The 19,576-nt window shown below is 34.7% G+C and carries 17 protein-coding genes and 1 riboswitch; of the genes, 8 read left to right on the top strand and 9 right to left on the bottom strand.

The annotated features are described in order from the left end of the window. Window positions 1-39 precede the first annotated feature (39 nt). Together HNP25_RS02545 and HNP25_RS02540 are read left to right on the top strand one after the other, a co-directional pair. Entirely contained in the window at window positions 40-1,023 is a 984-nt protein-coding gene (locus tag HNP25_RS02545; RefSeq protein WP_184129752.1) for a bifunctional heptose 7-phosphate kinase/heptose 1-phosphate adenyltransferase, read from the top strand. Between the two features lie 18 nt (window positions 1,024-1,041). Then, window positions 1,042-1,494, top strand: coding sequence for a GNAT family N-acetyltransferase (locus HNP25_RS02540; RefSeq protein WP_184129749.1), 453 nt, complete (start codon window positions 1,042-1,044; stop codon window positions 1,492-1,494). A gap of 87 nt (window positions 1,495-1,581) precedes the next feature. On the opposite strand, the gene HNP25_RS02535 is transcribed toward HNP25_RS02540, so the two are convergent. Continuing rightward, on the bottom strand, window positions 1,582-1,890 hold the full coding sequence (locus tag HNP25_RS02535; protein WP_184129746.1) for a hypothetical protein: 309 nt from the start codon (window positions 1,888-1,890) through the stop codon (window positions 1,582-1,584). Between the two features lie 143 nt (window positions 1,891-2,033). Further along, window positions 2,034-2,417: a RidA family protein gene (locus HNP25_RS02530; protein ID WP_184129744.1), complete on the bottom strand. Its 384-nt coding sequence runs from the start codon at window positions 2,415-2,417 to the stop codon at window positions 2,034-2,036. 177 nt (window positions 2,418-2,594) lie between these two features. Here HNP25_RS02530 and HNP25_RS02525 point away from each other — a divergent pair, with 177 nt between their 5' ends. Beyond that, entirely contained in the window at window positions 2,595-3,230 is a 636-nt protein-coding gene (locus HNP25_RS02525) for a LysE family translocator (RefSeq protein WP_184129741.1), read from the top strand. A gap of 202 nt (window positions 3,231-3,432) precedes the next feature. Here the strand turns inward: HNP25_RS02525 and HNP25_RS02520 are convergent, their stop codons facing one another. The 3 genes from HNP25_RS02520 to HNP25_RS02510 are packed head-to-tail and all read right to left on the bottom strand — an operon-like array spanning window position 3,433 to window position 4,979. Further along, a complete protein-coding gene (locus HNP25_RS02520; protein ID WP_184129738.1) occupies window positions 3,433-4,116 on the bottom strand; it encodes a Crp/Fnr family transcriptional regulator in 684 nt (227 codons plus the stop codon). Window positions 4,117-4,123: 7 nt separating this feature from the next. Next, the gene (locus tag HNP25_RS02515) at window positions 4,124-4,519 is read right to left on the bottom strand and encodes a DoxX family protein (RefSeq protein ID WP_184129735.1); all 396 of its coding nucleotides are present in this window, start codon (window positions 4,517-4,519) and stop codon (window positions 4,124-4,126) included. A 4-nt stretch (window positions 4,520-4,523) separates the two neighbouring features. Continuing rightward, window positions 4,524-4,979, bottom strand: coding sequence for a YHS domain-containing (seleno)protein (locus HNP25_RS02510; protein WP_184129732.1), 456 nt, complete (start codon window positions 4,977-4,979; stop codon window positions 4,524-4,526). 164 nt (window positions 4,980-5,143) lie between these two features. On the opposite strand from HNP25_RS02510, the gene HNP25_RS02505 reads away from it, so the two are divergent. Beyond that, the gene (locus tag HNP25_RS02505) at window positions 5,144-5,590 is read left to right on the top strand and encodes a DoxX family protein (RefSeq protein WP_184129730.1); all 447 of its coding nucleotides are present in this window, start codon (window positions 5,144-5,146) and stop codon (window positions 5,588-5,590) included. Window positions 5,591-5,881: 291 nt separating this feature from the next. On the opposite strand, the gene HNP25_RS02500 is transcribed toward HNP25_RS02505, so the two are convergent. From HNP25_RS02500 to HNP25_RS02485, 4 genes are all read right to left on the bottom strand, one after another. Continuing rightward, window positions 5,882-6,667 carry a DUF3050 domain-containing protein gene (locus HNP25_RS02500; RefSeq protein ID WP_184129728.1) on the bottom strand — a complete coding sequence of 262 codons (786 nt, stop codon included), beginning with the start codon at window positions 6,665-6,667 and terminating at the stop codon, window positions 5,882-5,884. A 206-nt stretch (window positions 6,668-6,873) separates the two neighbouring features. Continuing rightward, window positions 6,874-7,422 carry a hypothetical protein gene (locus HNP25_RS02495; RefSeq protein WP_184129725.1) on the bottom strand — a complete coding sequence of 183 codons (549 nt, stop codon included), beginning with the start codon at window positions 7,420-7,422 and terminating at the stop codon, window positions 6,874-6,876. Between the two features lie 81 nt (window positions 7,423-7,503). Beyond that, a complete protein-coding gene (locus HNP25_RS02490; RefSeq protein WP_229202768.1) occupies window positions 7,504-9,222 on the bottom strand; it encodes an Ig-like domain repeat protein in 1,719 nt (572 codons plus the stop codon). Between the two features lie 83 nt (window positions 9,223-9,305). Continuing rightward, window positions 9,306-12,152: a TonB-dependent receptor gene (locus tag HNP25_RS02485; protein WP_229202767.1), complete on the bottom strand. Its 2,847-nt coding sequence runs from the start codon at window positions 12,150-12,152 to the stop codon at window positions 9,306-9,308. A gap of 439 nt (window positions 12,153-12,591) precedes the next feature. Between HNP25_RS02485 and HNP25_RS02480 the strand changes: the two genes are divergently transcribed. From HNP25_RS02480 to HNP25_RS02465, 4 genes are all read left to right on the top strand, one after another. After that, window positions 12,592-16,020 (top strand): PAS domain S-box protein, encoded by a 3,429-nt coding sequence (locus HNP25_RS02480; RefSeq protein WP_184129719.1) that lies wholly within the window; start codon window positions 12,592-12,594, stop codon window positions 16,018-16,020. Beyond that, a complete protein-coding gene (locus HNP25_RS02475; RefSeq protein ID WP_184129716.1) occupies window positions 16,007-16,396 on the top strand; it encodes a response regulator in 390 nt (129 codons plus the stop codon). The genes HNP25_RS02480 and HNP25_RS02475 overlap by 14 nt, the downstream gene beginning before the upstream one ends. A 100-nt stretch (window positions 16,397-16,496) precedes the next feature. Continuing rightward, a riboswitch (cobalamin riboswitch) is annotated at window positions 16,497-16,795 on the top strand. A gap of 164 nt (window positions 16,796-16,959) precedes the next feature. Beyond that, window positions 16,960-18,927, top strand: a complete 1,968-nt coding sequence (locus HNP25_RS02470) for a TonB-dependent receptor plug domain-containing protein (RefSeq protein ID WP_184129713.1) — start codon at window positions 16,960-16,962, stop codon at window positions 18,925-18,927. A gap of 59 nt (window positions 18,928-18,986) precedes the next feature. Continuing rightward, window positions 18,987-19,574 (top strand): DUF6580 family putative transport protein, encoded by a 588-nt coding sequence (locus tag HNP25_RS02465; protein ID WP_184129710.1) that lies wholly within the window; start codon window positions 18,987-18,989, stop codon window positions 19,572-19,574. The last annotated feature ends 2 nt before the right edge of the window (window positions 19,575-19,576 follow it).

Raw genomic sequence — 19,576 nt, 5'->3', positions numbered from 1 at the left:
TCTGAAACAGGTGTTAGCCCATTTTTGAATTTATCTTTTATGACAATCTCTGAAATTTTCAATCAATTCAATCAATTAAAAGTTCTCATCGTTGGCGACGTAATGCTCGACTCTTATACTTGGGGAAAGGTAGAACGTATTTCGCCAGAAGCTCCTGTTCCAGTGGTCAATGTACTCAAGCGTGAAGTACGTTTAGGCGGTGCAGGAAATGTGGTAATGAACGTACAAAGTTTGGGGGCGGAAGCTATCATTTGCTCGGTGGTCGGGAACGACGCTTACGGCAATGATTTAATCAAACTTTTGCAAGAACAAGGTTTATCTACCGAAGGCATCATTCAGTCTGAAACCAGAATTACGACTGTTAAAGAGCGAATCATTGCTGGTTCTCAGCAAATTGTACGCATCGATACCGAAACCGACTCATTGATTAATGAATCTGAAAATCAACTATTGAGTCAAAAAATAAAAGAGCTTGCTAAAGAAGCAAATGTCATTATTTTTGAAGATTACGACAAAGGTGTTCTTTCAAAATCGCTCATTGCCGACATCATTGATTTTGCCAATACCTACAATATTCCAACCGTAGTTGATCCCAAAAAACGTAATTTCCTGCATTATCAGCAAGCCACGCTCTTCAAACCCAATTTGAAAGAATTACGTGAAGGCTTGGACATCAGTTTTGACGTAAAGAAAAGCGAAGAATTAGAAAATGCGGTGAGTCAGTTGAAAAATGCACTTCAATTAAAAGGTGCTTTTATCACACTTTCCGAGCGTGGTGTTTATATTGATTTCAACAACGAAAAGAAACATTTCCCTGCTCATGTTCGTAAAATTGCGGACGTTTCAGGAGCAGGAGATACTGTTATTTCAATTGCGGCTTGTTGTGTAGCTTTAAATTTATCGCCAGAATTAGTGGCTGGTTTGTCCAATTTGGGCGGCGGTTTGGTTTGTGAATCTTTGGGCGTTGTACCAATTGACAAGGCTTTATTAGAAAAAGAAGCCATTTTACATTTAGAAAAATAAGGCTAAAATCTTACTACGATGTTTGAAGTACAAAAAGACGATTTTTTGATTTCTACGGATAAATCAAAATTACAAATTGACGTGATTCATGATTACCTCGCTAATCGTTCTTATTGGGCAAAAGGTATTCATGTGGAAATCGTTCAGCGTTCTATTGCTCATTCGATTGCTTTTGGTATTTATCATCAACAAGAAAATACATTAACGCAAATTGGTTTTTGCAGAGTCACCAGCGATTTGGCTACTTTTGCTTACTTGGCAGACGTTTTTGTGTTGGAAGAATACCGAGGAAATGGACTTTCTAAATTTTTAGTAGAAAGCGTACTAAAACATCCCGACTTACAAGGTTTACGCAGATGGGTACTCGCCACTTGGGATGCCCACGGTTTGTATGCTCAGTTCGGCTTTGAACCTTTGGAAAAACCTGAATATTTTATGCAGATAAAAGTGGTGAATCCTTATGGCGTTTAATTGTGATTGAGTGAATTGTGAATGAGTGATTATGATTCAATAAGTTATTTACAGTTAAGCAACAATTCAATCACTAAATCACAATTGTTAAGGCTTTTCCTCAATTCCTAACATCGTCAAAGACGGATTGATAGTTCTTGTTGTGATGACGATTTTGAAAATTTTATTATTCGCAATTTTAAATTCGGCTACGTACTTTCCTTTCTCTTTCAAACTTCTATACACTGCGGTATAATTAATTTTACTTTCCCAACCATTGATTACCAAAGACGCAATTACTTGGTCTAAACACTTACTGAGGTTAGAAAAATAGCTAAAAACCGTTTCTTTTTCACGAATTGTATTCAGCGAACCAATCGGAATTACGGCTACTTCATAAATAGTCTGTTGTTTCATAAATATTAATGAAAAATAATTCAACTATTTTTCAAACGTAAAACTTTTCATAAACGTTCGGCGTTTTACTATCATACGCTCCAAAAAAGTAAAAAGCCCCAATTTTCATTGAGGCTTTTTTTATGTCTTCATTTCAAAGAAAATTACTGAGCAATCGCTGTAAATTCAATTTCTACTAAGTAATCTGGAGAAACCAATTTACTGATTTCGTAAATACCTGTGGTAGGTTTAATCGCTCCAAAAAACGCTCCGTGAGCTTTCGCAATATTATCAAACTGCGTAATATCTGTCGTAAAAATTCTTGTTCTTACTACATCGTTCAAGCTTGAACCTGCTTCTTCTAATACTTTCGCAATTCTTTCAATGATATTATTGGTTTGTGCAAAAGCATCGTCGGCTTTTACTTTTTCACCATCAACAATGGCAACCGTTCCAGATACTTCAATTATATTTCCGATTCTTACGGCACGGCAATAGCCCATTTTGTCTTCCCAAGGTGAGCCTGTAAGGATATTTTGTCTTGACATTTTGTGATTATTTTTTGGTTAAGGCACAAAGATAATTTTAGCAAATTGAAATACTAAAGGTTTTGTATTCAATTTTGAGAATGCCAAAGAGTATTTATCCAAAATTTGTCGTGGGGATTGCTCTGTATCAAGTATTTTAAAGATAACTTGCTAAAGAAATCTCCAAATCATCACGCTTTGAAAACCTTTATTATTTACCTCATTACTGCTTCAATCAGCTACGTTGCTACCATTCCACCTGGGCCGCTAAGTGTTTATGTGGTGCATAGTACTTTACAAAAAAACATTAAAATTGCACTCTGGGTAGCTTTCGGAGGAATACTTTGCGAAAGTACCTACGCTTATTTAGCCATCGAAGGTTTAATGATTTTTGAAAAATATCCTGAAATTGAATATTGGATGCAAAGGGCAATTATTGTCTTGCTTTTCGGAGTGGGCATTTTTACTTTTTTTCAAAAGCCATCCAACATTGAATATGAAAAAGTATCGCTAAACAAGCCATTTTTTTCATTTATCAAAGGCATTTCTTTATCGCTCTTCAATCCTGCCCTTTTACCTTTTTGGGTTGTCGTTTTACTTTCTTATGGCAAATACGATTGGTTAAAAATCACTTCTCCCATTGAAAAAATCAGCTTTGTATTGGGTGCTGGCACAGGTACGTTTTTGTTGGTTTATACTTATGCTTTTCTGGCGAATTGGAAACGAAATCTTATTTTTAAATACCTCAACGATGAACGGCTCAATAAACTAATTGCTTGTATTTTTATTGGACTGGCTTTATTGCAATTGGTGAATTTATTTGTAAGAGATTAGTGATTAGTTATTGGTGATTAGATTATTTTTATAGTAAATTTCTCTCTACTCATTGATAATCAACAACTTAAAAAACTAATCATCAATCATTGCATAGTTATTAGTAAGTATATTTTTCAAATGGATATTCTTTCAAAATTACTAACAATCAATAACTTAAAAATCTAATCACCAATCACCATTCACTAATCACTCCATTATTTCAAGCTAATTGATGTACATCTTTCACAATAATTTCGCTACGAGTATAATCTATCAAGCCTGCATTTTTTAGTTCATTAAAAAGTAAAGTTACGGTTTGGCGAGTACTACAAATCAATCCTGCGATGTCGTTATGGGTAAGATAGTTTTTCACCACGATATTTTTTGTTTGTCCGTTTCCTTCTTTTATCGCCCAATCTTTCAAGAACAAAGCAAATCTTGTTCGTACATCTTTGAACATCAGATTGGTGTAATTATTTGAAATTCTCTTGAGTTTAAAACCCACCAATTTGGTATAACGAATGGCTAATTGTGGATTTTTTTTTACGATATTTTCAAAATCATTTTGCTTGAAACTACAAATCACTACTTTGTCGGAAACGGCAACGGCGTACTCGTCTTCGTTTTCATTCATTTCATCGAAAGTATATTGTCCGAACAAATCTCCAGAACGTAAAATCTCTTTTACTGTTTCATTGCCTTCTGCATCTACCAAAATAATTTTCAGCGTTCCACTTTTGATGGTATAAAGTCTTTGCTCGTCATCATGTGAAAAGTAAAGAATTTCATTTTTTTTAACCGTCTTAAAATTCGGAATCAAACACAAAGCACGGTTTTCTTCACGGCTTAAAACCGAGAATAATTGATGATCATGTAAGTACCAATATTTGGCTTCTTCTTGCATTACAATCTTAGGTTAAAGTATAAAAAAAGGCAAAAAAATCTCCTTTGCGAATGTATGCCACTAACGAACAGCAAAAGAAAGTAATCAGTGCTAAGATAAACAAATATCCTCCATCTCCGTCGCTTTCGATGCCCAAAACGGTGAGATGTGCCAAAATTGCTCCAAACATTACTCCCATTCCTAAAAATGCTCCCAGCCAAGCTTTGCGTGGCGTTAGTAATAGTATCACTACTAAAAGTTCAGTTACGCCTGCCCCGTAGCGACCGAATGGCTCAACGCCCAATTTGCTAAACAAAGCTACGCTTTCGGCTGCACCCGAAAATTTGAAGAAAAGTGTTTGGGCTAAAATCACCGCTGCGATGATTTGGGCTGTCCAAGTTATATAGATTTTTTGACTGGTCATGGCTTTATTTTTTGATTATTTTTTCCCAATTAATATCTGCTTTAGCTTTTAGGTTGGCTTCGTCTGTGTTCCAATCGGTGAGTGTATTGCTAAAAAAAGTATGATAAAACAAGTATAATTTCCCATTGACGATTTTATAAGTTTCGGGGTCAACATCTACTTTTTCGCCTTTACTTCCCATCGCATAAGCACACCAACCGCCGTACTGAGCTTCGTATTTTGAAGGATTTTTTTTGAAGATTTCAAGGTTATTGGTAGATGAAAATTGATACGTAATGCCTTCTTGTGTATGAGTGTATTCCCTTTTTCCTTTTTGTGGTTTTCCTTGAAAATAAGCTACAGCATCGTAGCCACTGAGTGCTACTCCTTTTTCTGTCAGGAAGTGTTTTTTACGTGTGTTTATGTCTTGTGAAAAAACATTTAAACTAATGATACTGAATAAAATAATGAGAATTTTCATTTGTGTTACGGTTTGTTTACGATACAAATTTTGACATTTCTTCGTCCACAAATTGTCATCCAAATTACCATTTCACAAATTTTCATTTCACATAAAATAATTCAACAAAATATTGACAATATTATATTTTTATTATAAATTCAATAAACTAAACAATTATCAAAATGACTACTATTGAAAGCATAGAAAATTGGGGTGATAGACATCACCCAGCGTGGCTTGACATTGTTCGGATTGGCTTGGGGTTGTTGCTATTTTTCAAGGGAATGAGCTTTATCGGCGATACTTCCTATCTCTCGACGCTTGTAGAAGGACTGCATTTTAATGCCTGGACTTTCGTGGCGGTGCATTATGTGGCTTTCGCCCATTTGGTCGGAGGATTGTTGATTACTTTAGGTTGCCTTACCCGACTGGCGGCGGCTTCGCAAGTACCGATTTTGTTTGTAGCAGTATTTTTTGCTAATATCAGAAATGGCTTTACGTTCGTCAATTCAGAGCTTTGGTTATCAATTGTAGTATTGTTGTTATTAGGACTTTTCTGGCTGATTGGCTCTGGCAAATTTTCATTTGATGAGTACGTAAAAAATCATCCAGCTTATAAAATGAAGTGACTTTTTTGGGGGATTTGAAAATTTGAAGATTTGAAAATGAAAAAACTGCTTTACAGCTATTTATTACTGTAAAGCAGTTTTTTTTTATTTTTAAGTTTTCTCTAAAATATTTGACCTAACTAAGTAAAAATTTACCAATTGTAGCGGCAACTCTTACAGTTGCCTCGTCCGAAAAGACGGTAACCGCAAGGGTTACCGCTACCAACCATAAATGGTCGGATAAAAATATTTTGAATACTGATTTAATCCTTCGTATAAAAAAACTAACTCATCATTCAAAATTCATAACTCCTAAACACTCTCTGCCAATTCTTTAATTTTTACTTCCACACCATTCCAAAGTTGGTTTCTTACCTTTAATGATCGAAGTGAATAGGCTTCTGCTTCTGCCCATTTTTCGGCATCGTCGCCACAAAGTTCTTCTACCATTTGTAAGGCTAAATGACTGTGGTGGTCACCATCTACTTCGATATGTCTTTCTAAATAATAATTGAAAATAGAAATGCTTTCTGGCATACTTTGGTTTAAATCTTTCACCATCGAAAGGAACATTGAAGGAATCAAATCTTCACGACCGAAAGTAAACACTGCCGCCATAATGTGCGGTTTTTGAGTATTGATTACTTCAAAAGTAAAATCTACAAACTGACGAACACTTTCTGAAACTGCTACTTTTGCCAAAGCTTCCTGAACGCCTACTCTTTGAGAAAGTAAAGTAATGAAATTTTCAATTTGCTCGGTAGCCGCACGAGATTGTTGCATGGCTTTCAAATACAATTCAAAGTGACTCATCACATTTCCTTCTTCGTCTTTATCGCTTTCTTCACCAATCACAATTTCGTTGATTAAAAAACGAGTGGTAGCGTTACCCACAGGAATCCACGGAATATCCACACAAGTAAGATTTCGCTGTAATCCTTTTAACAAAGACATAAAATCCCAAACAGCAAAAACGTGGTCTTGCATGAAAAGTTGTAAATCTTCTAATTCATGGATGTACTTATAAACCGAATGCGAAGTAATTGCTTGACGAATTGGCTCAATTGCCGATTGAATTTTGAGAATATTTTGGTTCATTGTGTATTTTTTGATAGTTTACAATACTTACGGAAATCTAAGCCTAATTGTTTGAAGATATTCCGATTTTGTACAAAGTTAGTGCAAGGATTATATATATATCTAAAAAATAGAAAAGCCGAAGCGATACGCTTCGGCTTTTGCATAATTACACCAATATGAAAATCCATTTCGGACTTTCTCCCCGCCTAAGCAAGGAGAAAACCTTAATAAGGCTTGACTACTACCCACTCATGAGTCGCTTTGTTGTACTTCAAGTGGTCGTCAGGCCACTCTATATATTGTTTCATGGAAAGGTATTCATCTACATTTCCCTTTTTAATCAATTCCTTAAATAAAAAACCTCCTCGCTCTACTACAATCTCTTCTCTTAAATGAGGTGTGTTAATGACTTCTTCAAAAGATTCTGGTTTTAACGAACCTTCTTTTAACTTAAACTTTGCCAATACTCCTCTTCTGAAAATTGGACTTGATGAAACAGGACGAATAATGAAAACATAGTTCCAACCGTCTTCTGCTTGATAATACTCTTGGATTTTAAAAAATGGTAAGGCTTTTTGGTAGAAACTTCTATACTTCGTTTCAAATTTGGTAATGTTATTGGCACCGGGTGCAGGAGAATAGATATAAGTAATGATGTTGGTTAAGAGTGTATCTTGTTCTTGAGTAGAAAAGTAATTACTAGCTTGGTTTTTCTTTGAGCTGCAAGATGCCAGTAAAACAAAAACAGAAAGAATGATTAAGATATTTTTCATATTGGTAATTGAAAGCTTAATGAACTTCAGTCTGATATTTTAAAAATATACAGACTGAAGTTTAAATTGTACTGAGTAATCTTATTTTACGTAAGTAATACCTTGTGGGTTAAATTCTGTCCAACCTGCTGTCCAATCTACATCGTTGAATGCACCAACATAAGTAGTTTTTGTAAAGAATGCAGGTAAAGTAGTTGGTAAATTAACACCTACTAAGCTAGAGCCAGCTGATAAAGTAAATGTTGGGCGACCTGTCAAGAATAATGAAGGACTTAAACCAATTGTTGCACTCGTTGCTAAAATTTTGTTTCCAGTTTGTGCTGCAAACCAAGCTGATGGTTTTTGATCACCGATTAATATATCAGCTAATGTTCCACCTTGCTCTTTTTCAGAAACTGCACTTGTTCCAAAACCACCTGTTCCCCAGCCTTCTAATCCTGCTAGTACAACGTTGTTAAGTAATAATTCTCCTCTCAAAGCATTACCTTTTGCATCACCTCTTTGGCTATCAATATAAACTCCGTAAGGATATCCAGTAACAACTGCATTATAAACTTTCAATTTGTTGTTACGACGCAATTGCATACCATTTTGGAATTGAGTACTAATTGTGGTTGCTAAACTTCCTTTAGGTCCGATGATACTCATATTTGCTAATGTTGCAGAAGTAAATGGTGTATTGTTTGAACCTGCTGCATCATTATCTACTTCAAAACCATTTGAACCAGAAATATCTGCTTGAGTTGCTCCACGAATACCAATACCAAACTGAATATTTCCAGAGAAACCATTATCCATATCAAAATCATCATCTAATCCTTTGTAAGCAACTAAATATTTAGCATTTACATTTCCACCAAACCACTCGAATGAATCATCCAAACCAAAAGAAGCTTGTAAATATTCTAAAGTTGTACCTGAACCCACTGAACCAAAAGTAAATGAGTTAACTTCTTGATTTGGATTGATTGGAATACCTGCATATTCAACACGTACATATTTTAATGAACCTGAATTATCAGCATTATCAGTACCTCCGTGGAATGCACCATAAGAACCTTCTAATTCACGATTAACTTGAGCATCTGGCAAATTGTTTACTGCACGACCACAGATAACTAATCCACCCCAGTCACCTGGTTCACGTTCACCTACTGCACGCTCAGATGTCATGATGATAGGCTTAGCCACAGTTCCCTCAGCAATAATTTTACTACCTCTTTGAATAACCAATGTACCTTTTGTAGCACGGTCTCCAATAACGATAGTACCTGGTTGGATTGTTAAAGTACCAGTTTTAGTAACTGTTCCGAAAACTGCTTCTTGACCTACACGTACAAAACCTTTTAGTTTGTAAATTTTATCAGAAGTCCAAGTTATGTTACCTTCTAATACACCTTCAACTGTTACAACGGTAGGCGCTGGAACTGCTGATACTGTAACTGGAATTGTTGTCAAAGCAGATACTTGGTTTGATTGGTCGGTTACTTGAACTGTAAAGTTAACCACTGAACCAGCCGCTACGTTATCAATTACGTAATCCTTAGCATACTCAAGTGTTTTTTCTCCTGTTCCTGTTTTTGTATCAAAAGCAGCACCATTTTTCAATACTACTACCGATTTTACACCACCTGGAGCATTGATTGAAGCTTTTAACTGAACTGTTGCTCCTGGTAAACCAGACAAAGTTCCTGACACTGAAATTGTTGGTAAAGGAACCACTTCTGCTGTGTCGTCCTTACAAGCTTGAAATACCGTTGCCATCGAGAGCAACAAAGCAATAATTCGAGTAGCTTTCATGTTTAAAAGTCTCATTGATTTAATTGTTAGATTAAGAAATAACGCTTTAAAAATTTTATTGAATATGTATTAATAAATGATGATTACTTTTTTCTTAATGTGTAAACAAGACCTAAAGAGTAGGTTCTTCCTGGCGAATATGATTGGATAACTTGATCAACATTAGCATTGTAAGTATTGTCTTTGTTTCCGTCTTGAATAATCAAATTTCTTTGGTTCAAAATGTCTGTAATACCACCTTTCAAAATAAGATTTCTTGCAATTTCTTTAGAGAAAGTAAAGTCAACTACATTACGTGGCATCTCGTACCAATCTGGATAACCTGCTGCAAATGAATTACCTACAGCATAAATACGCTTACCAATCACGTTGAATAATAAACTAATTTGGGTGTTCTTTTTGGCATCGTTATAATTGATACCTGCATTGATGATATAAGGAGATTGTCCTTGTAGTGGACGATTGTCAGATTGGTTTTGAGCCGATGAACCAATTTTTACACGACTATAAATAAACGCTCCGTTGAACACTAAATTGATTTTACTTAACAAAGCTGAAGCTGTTAATTTATCCAAAGATTTTTTTACTTCTACTTCAAAACCAGCACTGTAAGCACTTTCAGCATTTCCAAAAGATAAGTTTGCATTGTTAACACCGTCAAAAATTACTTCAATTGGGTTTTTAAAGTTTTTGTAGAAAGCCGCAACTGAAATTACTTCTGCTGGTGTTGGGTAGAATTCATATCGAAAATCGTAGTTATCAATATCTGCATTATTCAAAGTAGGACTACCTGTTATTACACGATTGTTAACAAAATCATAGAAAGAGAATGGTGCAACTTCACGGAATTCAGGACGATTTAATGTTTTACCATAAGCAAGACGCAACAAGGCTTTTTCAGAGAAATTATACGTTAAGTTAGCTGATGGTAAAATATTTGTCAGGTCACGGTTATAATTTACTGGAGCATTTCTACTAATATCATAACTATTTAATTTCTGAACGTTCTTTTCTACACGTACACCCGCAATCAAGTTTAATTTCTTAGTAAAAGAATAGTTTCCAGAAACATAACCAGCTATTTGATTATTACTTGCCGTGTATGAGTCAGAAGCATTTGTTTGCTCATCAATTTTTATACCATTTGTAGTATTGATATTTTGTAGGGCAAAAATCTCATCAATTGGCAAACTCCCAATATCGAACAATGAACTATTGGCACGAACATAACCAAGGTTACGAGCGTTGAAAGTACGTTTTTTATTTTCATAGAAAACTCCTGCTTTCAATTCAATTTCCTTACTTTCTTCTGCTGTTTTACCTTTTACGATTGTTAATTTCTGTACTAAATTAATTCCTCCTAAAATGGCATCTTCATCTAATACAATGTTCGTTCTCCCTAAATTTACAGTTTGTGCCGCACCAAAAGGCACTAATAATGCTGGCGTTGCTCCTTCTGTAGAATATCTATAACGCTTGTAATCAGGACGATCGCTATTTGATTTGTTGTAACCAACTACCCAGTCTAATTTTGTTTTATTATCGTTGAAAGCATGACGACCCAATACTTGACCAGTATAAATTCCACGATATACTTGGTCTAATGAACGAATATTCCAAGTTCCACCATTTTCTAAACCATTTCTGTTTACATACTGAGCGTTGCTCATTTGGTTGTAAAGGTTTTTGAATTCGAAAGTGTGATTTTCGTTCAATCTCAAAGCCCAGTTATGTAGAATTCCTGTACGAACTGAATTGTTATATTGTAAATCTCTGAACTTGGTATCTTCATTAATACTTTCTACATTATTTTGGTCGATTGAATAACCAAAATCACTTCTTGCCATTTCAAAAGTTGTACGAGTATTACTATAATTTACGGCAGTAATATTGGCTAACTTCAAATTCTCTTTATCAATAAACTTATAAGCTCCTGTAATTGAAAAACGTAAATCAGGACTAGCAGTAGAGGCTTCTGGCGTCCAAGTATTTCTTAACATTTGTCCAGCTTGTGCCAAAGCAGCTTGGTTAGAAACCGCAATTTGTTTCAGCTCGTCAGTACTTGGGAAAAACTTTGGTAAATCTGAATAACCATTATTAAAACCTGTGTAAGAGTATTTTCCAGTTTTTGGGCGGAAAAATTCGTTTCCTGTCGTTCCATCACGGTAAGCTCCGCTTACATCAATTGTTAAATAATTTTCGTCTGGAATACTTTTCGTGAAGATTTTCACAACACCACCTGCAAATTCACCTGGTAATTCTGCTGCGGGCGATTTATATACTAAAATACGGTCAATTTGTCCTGAAGGAATCACATCAAATGAAAACGAACGAACATCAGATTCCATACTTGGTGTAAATACGTTATTTAACATTACAGTGTTGTAACGTTCGTTCAAACCACGAATATTAATAAAACGGTCTCCAAAAATTGTTACTCCTGGTACACGTTTTACTACTTCAGCAGCGGTACGGTCTAAAGTTTTACCAATTTGAGCGGCTGAAATACCACTTACAATTTGTTGAGCTGCTTTAATTTCAGAGATTACTGAAACTTCAGTGTTTGTTAATTTTTTTGCTACAACTCTTACTTCGTTTAAAGTAGTTGCTTGGTCTTCTTCGATAAAAGTGTTGATTTCTGTAACCGAACCTTCAACAACTTTTACATTTTCAATAAATTTTACTTTATATCCAACAAATGAGATTTTCAATTTATAACTACCTACTGGAATTTTATTGAATGAAAAGAAACCGTTAATATCAGCGGCTGCTCCTTTGTTGATTCCTTCAATAAAAACAGTTGCTCCAACTAAGTCTTCTTTGCTAACTGCATCTTTGATTGTACCACGGATAGTTCCTTCCTGTGCGAAGGTGAATGAAAGGGAAGAAAATAAAATAATTAACGTATAAAGTAATTTGTGCTTCATCATACTGGTTTGTTTTTTGATGGCACAAAATTAGGTCGGCTATATAACCGCAGTATTACGTCTGTATTATGCTTAGTTTATGTTTATGTTACCGCAATGTTATGCGATTTGATTTTTGGGGTCTTATCAACCATTTATATGAGGAATGTCAGCAAAATATCTTGGTTTTTCTCCTTGCTCGTCTAAAAGTTTTTGATTAATTTTCTTTCTGAAAAATTCTTCCTTAATTTTCTACGCTAAAATCAAGGGATTACTCTTTATCCACAAAACAATCAATATTCAATGAGATTAACATTTATAAAACTTTCCAAAACACTTTTATTCAAAAAATACCCACACATATTATAAACTACTTTTAATATTCTCAAAAATTATCTTAATCTTTTGCTAAAAGCATTGAGATAGAATGTCATTAATGATTTTCCGCCAAAACTAAAAGTTAATGAGTAACCCAAAAGAAGAATTATATAGCCTTATCAAAAGTGATTTCTCAATTTTTGATTTTATCCAAGAAGCTGCATTAGATGGCTTTGGATACCTAGATGTTGAAAACCAAACTAACGAGTGGATGAACCCTAAATTTTGGACTACTCTAGGTTATAATCCAAATGAAATTCCAGAAAATCAGTCGCTTTGGCGAAATCTAATTCACTCGGAAGATGCTGAAAGATTCTTTGAACAATATAAAAATACTGATAAACCATACGACCAAATTATTCGATTCAAACATCGAAATGGCTCAACAGTATGGTTTCATTGTCGTGCACTTGTAATTAGCGATAGCCAAGGCGAAGCCATAAGAGTCATTATTTCTTTTACTGATGTAACAGAATTAATGAGAAAAGAAGAATTCCTGGAAAGATGTAACGCCGCCGCCATGGTGGGCTACTGGGAATTAGAAATCGAAACCCAAAAACTACAATGGAGTAACATCACCAACAGAATACACGAAGTTGATGATGATTTTGTACCCAATATAAATACTGCTATTGATTTCTACGAAGAAGGTAAAAGTAGAGAAAAAATAACTGAGCTGGTAAATCTTGCCATCACAGAAGGAAAAGGCTACGACCTCGACTCAAAAATTATTACTGCAAAAGGAAATATCAAATGGGTAAGGGCAATTTGCCAATCGGAATTTTATGAAGGGAATTGTATTAGAATTTATGGTACCTTTCAAGACATCCATGCTCAGAAAATAGCTCAAGACGAACTTCTTAAAGAAAAACAAAAACTACAAAGTGTTATTGAAGGTACTAACGCTGGTATCTGGGAATGGAATGTACAAACAGGTGAAACTATATTCAACGAACGCTGGGCAGAAATAGTTGGCTATACGCTTGAAGAATTATCGCCAATAAGTATTGATACTTGGTTAAAATTGGCTCATCCCGACGACCTAAAGATTTCTGAACAAAAAATAAAAGCTTGTTTTGATAAAGAAGAAGAATATTATCAATGCGAATGTAGAATAAAACACAAAGATGGTCATTGGGTTTGGGTACTCGACAGAGGACGTGTAGTAAACTGGACAAACGAAGGACTACCTTTGATGATGTACGGCACACATACCGACATCAGCGAACAAAAGAAAAGAGTAGAACGCAATACAGTATTTATTGAGCATACTCCTACAGCCATTGCCATGTTTGATAATAGTCTGAGATACTTGGCCGTTTCTGAAAAATGGCGAACGGACTATAATTTAGAAGGAGTTGATTTAATTGGAAAATCACATTACGAGATTTTTCCAGAAATAGGTGATGAATGGAAAAAAATACACCAAGAGTGTTTACAAGGAAAATCTATCAAACGAGATGAAGATCCATTTGTTAGGAAAGATGGTTCTGTCCAATGGTTGAAATGGGAAGTGAAACCTTGGTACACAGAAGATTATAACAATATTGGTGGTATTATTATGTACACCGACGACATTACAGAACGCAAAAAAATTGAACAAAGTCTTCTGGAAAACCATACTTTATTAGAAACCATTCTTGAAAGTATAGATATTGGTATTGTGGCTTGCGACCAGCACGGTAGTCTTACTTTGTTTAACAATACGACTAAACGATGGCATGGCTTACCTATTGCCAATATCCCTCCGACAGAATTTTCTGATTATTATGGACTTTATCATTTAGATGGTAAAACGAAACTTTCTACCGAAGAATTACCGCTAATTCGAACTTTACATTCTGGCAATATTCATAATGTGGAAATGATTATTGCCCCTAACAATGGCCCAAGCCATATTGTATCTACTTCTGGTTCTCAACTGAAAGGACCTAATGGAGAGTTATTTGGTGCTGTTATAGCCATGCACGATATTACAGAAAGAAGAAAAGCACTAGAAAAACTACAAATTAGCGAAGAGGCTTTTAGAGGTAATTTCGAAAATGCAGCAATTGGTATGGCTTTGCTTGATATTGACGGGAAATGGTTGAAAATTAATCAAAGGATAGCTCAACTTCTCGGTTACTCAGAAGAAGAAATACTTGAACTCACATTTCAAGACATTACCCATCCAGATGATTTAGCAACAGACTTAGCTCTTGTAAATGAATTGATAATTGGGAAAAGATTGCATTACCAAATGGAAAAACGCTATATCCACAAAAATGGAAGCATCATATATGCTATACTAGCTGTCTCTTTGGTTAGAAGTATTTCTAATACTCCCTTATATTTTATTTCTCAAATCATTGATATTACTCCTCAGAAAATTGCAGAGCTACAACTTCAAGAAACTCTTTCAAAAAACCAAGCACTGTTCGATTCGAGCAGTAAAGTGAGTATTATTGGAACTGATACAACAGGACGCATTACAATCTTCAACAAAGGAGCTGAAAATCTTTTGGGTTATCAAAGAGAGGATGTTCTTTACAAAGAAAATCCAGCAATAATTCATTTGCAGGAAGAAGTTCTTCAAAGAGCAAATGAGTTATCTTTAGAATTTAATAGAAAAATTGAAGGCTTTGAAACATTCATTGCATTGCCACGAATGGGCACTCCTGACACAAGAGAATGGACTTATGTTCGAAAAGATGGCACAAAATTTCCAGTTCAATTAAGTGTAACGGCTATCAAAGTTAAAGACGAAATAGTTGGCTATATGGGCGTTGCAGTGGACATTAGTGAAATCAAGAAAGTGGAAAAAGAAATAAAATCACTTTTAGACGTTACGAAAGACCAAAACGAAAGACTAAAAAACTTTGCTCATATTGTTTCCCATAATTTGAGATCTCATTCTGGAAATATCTCAATGCTATTGGATATACTTCTTGATGAAAATCCTGAATTATCTGAAAATGAATTCTTAAGTTTATTAAAATCTGCTTCGGTAAATCTCGGTGAAACAATTGCCCATCTCAACGAAGTAGTTTTAATGAATACCACAGTTATTGATAACTTAAAAGGCGTTGGTCTTTTTCAAGCTATCGAAAATGCCATTCAAAATGTTTCGGCACTTGCCAGAGATTCTAAAGTAACCATTTTTAACAATATTAATACTGATAAAAAAGTATTTGTAATTCCTGCATACTTGGATAGTATTATTCTTAACTTTCTGACCAATGCCATCAAGTATCATGGTGAAGAAAGAGATAGTTTTATTAAATTGTCAACCGTTTTAGAAAATGATTACTTAGTGCTAAAAATAGAAGATAATGGTTTGGGAATAGATTTAAAACGACATGGTGCTAAACTTTTTGGTTTATACAAAACGTTTCACACTCATAAAGATGCCAGAGGCGTAGGGCTATTTATCACAAAAAATCAAATTGAAGCGATGGGTGGTAAAGTAGAAGTAACCAGCGAAGTAAATAAAGGAACAACTTTCAGTATATATTTAAAACATGAAAAAAATTGACATCGCTTGCATCATCGATGATGACCCTATTTTTGTTTTTGGCACTAAAAGAATTATGCAAATTGCAAATTTTTGTAATGGCTTCTTGGTTTTTCATAATGGCAAAGAAGCCTATGATAACCTTCGAGCAATTATCTTAGCAGGCGAGAAACTTCCAGATTTAATTTTACTTGACCTAAACATGCCTATCTGGGATGGTTGGCAATTTTTAGATGAATTTATCCAAATTCCTATCGAAAAGCCTATTACAATTTATATTGTTACGAGCTCAATTGATCCCGAAGACATCAAAAGAGCAAAATCTTATGAAATTGTAAGTAATTATTTGGTCAAGCCAATTAAAATGGATGACTTAAAAAAATTAATGTCTGAATAAATTATATAATTGCTTGATTTACAAATAAATAATACACAAATCAAATCCTGTAAATCAAGCAATTAAAAATCTTTCTTCTAAATAAAATAAAAATTCTACTACCTTTGCAACAGTTTATGGTGCAATAGACTTGTGTCGCTACAAGTTTAAAGCTTAATAGGGAATCAGGTGAAATACCCGAACTGTCCCCGCAACTGTAAGTTTCAATAACATCATTGCCGCTCTTCAATAGCCACTGGTTTTTTTAAGTGATTAGTTATTGGTGAATAGTTATTAGTGATAAATAGGAGGCATCTGACTTCCAATCACTAATCACCAATCACTAATAACTCACAAAACTGGGAAGGTTTAGGTAATGACGAAACAAGTCAGGAGACCTGCCATTAAATCATTCTTATTGCTTGCTTACGGAGGATGAGCATCATTGAGCGTTCGATTTTCTTTACTTTAATTTAACTCAATTGTACGTAAATTCCTACGAATTTCACTTTCGTTAACACATCTTGTCCTTTCAATAAATGAAAGTATAACGTGATTATTACGCTCTTGGGTTACCAATCAAAATGTTTAATACATTACAAAAATCAATTATTATTGTGGGAATGTGCCTTGCACAAACTTCATTAGCACAAAAAAGCAACGTGACTGTTGATAATAAAAACCTTGATGAGGTAATTGTTACAGCAAATAAAACTGACCAGAAACAATCACAAACTGGTAAAGTAGTAACCATTTTATCGGATTCTATTTTGCAAAAATATCAGTCACAAACCCTAGGCGAATTACTAACTCGTCAAGCCGGTTTTATGGTAGTGGGATCTCAAAATACCTATGGTACCAATCAAGACGTATATCTTAGAGGTGCAAGTACAGGGAATACCCTAATTCTAATTGATGGAATGCCTGTTTATGACCCATCTGGAATTTCTTCGAATTTTGATTTAAATATGATTACGGTAGCAGAATGTGACCGTATTGAGATTTTAAAGGGAGCTCAATCTACTATTTATGGTTCAGATGCAGTAGCAGGCGTTATTAATATCTTTACCAAGAAAGGTAAAACAGATAAGACTATTGGTGGAAACGCTTCAGTAAATGCAGGAACTTATAATACCTTACGAGCTACTTTGGGTCTTAATGGTGCTTTTGAAAAAGGGTATTATAATGTACAATATACTCGTTTATCTTCAAGAGGTTTTTCAGCAGCTAATGACCAATTAGGAAATCAAAATTTTGATAATGATGGCATTCGTCAGAACAATATTTTAGCTAATATCGGCTATAATATCTCTAAAAACCTACAATTAAAATTACGTGCCGTAATTAATGGATATAAGACAGATGTTGATGCAGGAGCATTTAAAGACGAAAAAGATTTTACTATTAATCAAAAATTTTCGCTGTATGCTGTTGGTTTAAATTATGTTCAAAAAAAAGGAAAACTAACCTTTAACTACGGTTATAGCAAAAGTGAACGCAGATTTGTAGATGATTCTACATCTATTGAAAAAGGAGCATTTAACAAATATGTCACCCAGTTTTATGGCGGAGATACTCACTATGCTGAATTATACGAAAGTTTGCAGATTCACCCTAATATCAATTTATTGGTAGGAAGTGATTTCCGTTTTGCCAATACCTCACAAACCTACGAATCATATAGTGCTTATGGCAAATACTCTTCACCACCAATTGGGACTGACACCGCACATACTTCTATTTTTAGTGTATATGCTTCTGGTTTGATTAAAACTAAGGTTAATTTCTTTTTAGAACTTGGTGCACGTTATAACAATCACTCATTATACGGAGACAATTTTACGTATTCATTCAATCCTTCGTATCTGATTGATGACCAGTTTAAAGTATTCGTCAATCTATCTTCTGGTTTCAAAGCTCCAACATTGTACCAATTGTATTCACCATACGGTAACAAAACATTGAATCCTGAAAAATCTGTTTCTACAGAAGCAGGTATCCAAATATTTTCAAAGGATAAAAGTTCAAACATTCGTGTAGTGTATTTTGATAGAAATTTAAGAGATGTAATTTACTTTCAATCATTATCTAAAGACCCTTACGGTAGATACATCAACTTCGATAAACAACACGACTACGGTTGGGAAGTAGAAGGAAAAGTTCAATTGAACAAAGTAAACTTGTGGGCAAATGTTACACTACTTCAAGGTGCAATTACTACACGAATTGAAAAGAAAGATACAACTTACAACAACTTGTTCCGTCGTCCAGAAAGTGTGATAAATTTTGGTATTGGTTATACAATTTCTTCAAAATTGTATGTAAGTACCAATGTACATAGCGTAGGTAAACGCTTAGAATCGGTATATGGAACAGGCATCGTTACGCTAACTCCTTACACAACCATTGATGCTTATGCAGATTATAAATTCACAAAAAACTTCAAGGCTTATATCGACCTAAAAAACATTACTAACGAATTGTATTTTGATGTTTACGGGTATAACAGTCGTAAATTCAACTTTATGGCAGGTTTAAGTATGAGTTTCTAAGGATTCTTTCTGATAGCTTATTCTCTTTCAAATAATCTTGATAAAACAAAGAACAATCAATGATACAAACTATCAACCCTCGTTTTCTGACTTTGCTTTGCTTCATTTTAGCGATTGCTTTGTTAAGAATTGCCAATGCCGCACAACTTACGCCTGTGGCAAATTATACGCCGCTTGGTGCGATGGCACTTTTTGGCGGAGCGTATTTTAGTAACCGTTGGAAGGCTTTTGCTTTTCCTTTACTTACAATTTTGGTCAGCGATGTCATTATCAACAAAGTGATTTTTCAAGGAAAGTACGGAATGATGTACGAAGGTTGGTATTGGATTTATGGTATTTTCGCCATCATCGTTTTGTTTGGCAAATTAATTCTTCAAAAAATCAATGTTCAAAATATCGTTTTAGCGGCAGTAATTGCTTCGGTTTCACATTGGCTTTTGGCTGACTTAACCGTTTGGATTGGCGGTGGAACGGATTTAAGAACGAATTTACCCTTGAGTCGTGATTGGGCTGGTTTACAACAATGTTTTGTACAAGGTTTTCCATATATGAAAAACTTCTTGGTAGGTACTTTGGCATATTCTGCCCTAATGTTCGGCAGTTTTGAATTATTGCAAGTACGTTTTCCAAGCTTGGCAAAAGTATAAAC

The organism is Arcicella rosea (assembly GCF_014204325.1).
Lineage (GTDB): Bacteria > Bacteroidota > Bacteroidia > Cytophagales > Spirosomataceae > Arcicella > Arcicella rosea_A.
This window is presented reverse-complemented; position numbering and strand designations above follow the sequence as displayed.

Bases quoted from the DNA above. Each gene is read 5' to 3' on its own strand.
- HNP25_RS02485 (WP_229202767.1), bottom strand. From the start codon at position 12,152: ATGATGAAGCACAAATTACTTTATACGTTAATTATTTTATTTTCTTCC.
- HNP25_RS02490 (WP_229202768.1), bottom strand. From the start codon at position 9,222: ATGAAAGCTACTCGAATTATTGCTTTGTTGCTCTCGATGGCAACGGTA.
- HNP25_RS02475 (WP_184129716.1), top strand. From the start codon at position 16,007: ATGAAAAAAATTGACATCGCTTGCATCATCGATGATGACCCTATTTTT.
- HNP25_RS02470 (WP_184129713.1), top strand. From the start codon at position 16,960: ATGTTTAATACATTACAAAAATCAATTATTATTGTGGGAATGTGCCTT.
- HNP25_RS02465 (WP_184129710.1), top strand. From the start codon at position 18,987: ATGATACAAACTATCAACCCTCGTTTTCTGACTTTGCTTTGCTTCATT.
- HNP25_RS02535 (WP_184129746.1), bottom strand. From the start codon at position 1,890: ATGAAACAACAGACTATTTATGAAGTAGCCGTAATTCCGATTGGTTCG.
- HNP25_RS02545 (WP_184129752.1), top strand. From the start codon at position 40: ATGACAATCTCTGAAATTTTCAATCAATTCAATCAATTAAAAGTTCTC.
- HNP25_RS02500 (WP_184129728.1), bottom strand. From the start codon at position 6,667: ATGAACCAAAATATTCTCAAAATTCAATCGGCAATTGAGCCAATTCGT.
- HNP25_RS02520 (WP_184129738.1), bottom strand. From the start codon at position 4,116: ATGCAAGAAGAAGCCAAATATTGGTACTTACATGATCATCAATTATTC.
- HNP25_RS02510 (WP_184129732.1), bottom strand. From the start codon at position 4,979: ATGAAAATTCTCATTATTTTATTCAGTATCATTAGTTTAAATGTTTTT.
- HNP25_RS02480 (WP_184129719.1), top strand. From the start codon at position 12,592: ATGAGTAACCCAAAAGAAGAATTATATAGCCTTATCAAAAGTGATTTC.
- HNP25_RS02495 (WP_184129725.1), bottom strand. From the start codon at position 7,422: ATGAAAAATATCTTAATCATTCTTTCTGTTTTTGTTTTACTGGCATCT.
- HNP25_RS02515 (WP_184129735.1), bottom strand. From the start codon at position 4,519: ATGACCAGTCAAAAAATCTATATAACTTGGACAGCCCAAATCATCGCA.
- HNP25_RS02505 (WP_184129730.1), top strand. From the start codon at position 5,144: ATGACTACTATTGAAAGCATAGAAAATTGGGGTGATAGACATCACCCA.
- HNP25_RS02540 (WP_184129749.1), top strand. From the start codon at position 1,042: ATGTTTGAAGTACAAAAAGACGATTTTTTGATTTCTACGGATAAATCA.
- HNP25_RS02530 (WP_184129744.1), bottom strand. From the start codon at position 2,417: ATGTCAAGACAAAATATCCTTACAGGCTCACCTTGGGAAGACAAAATG.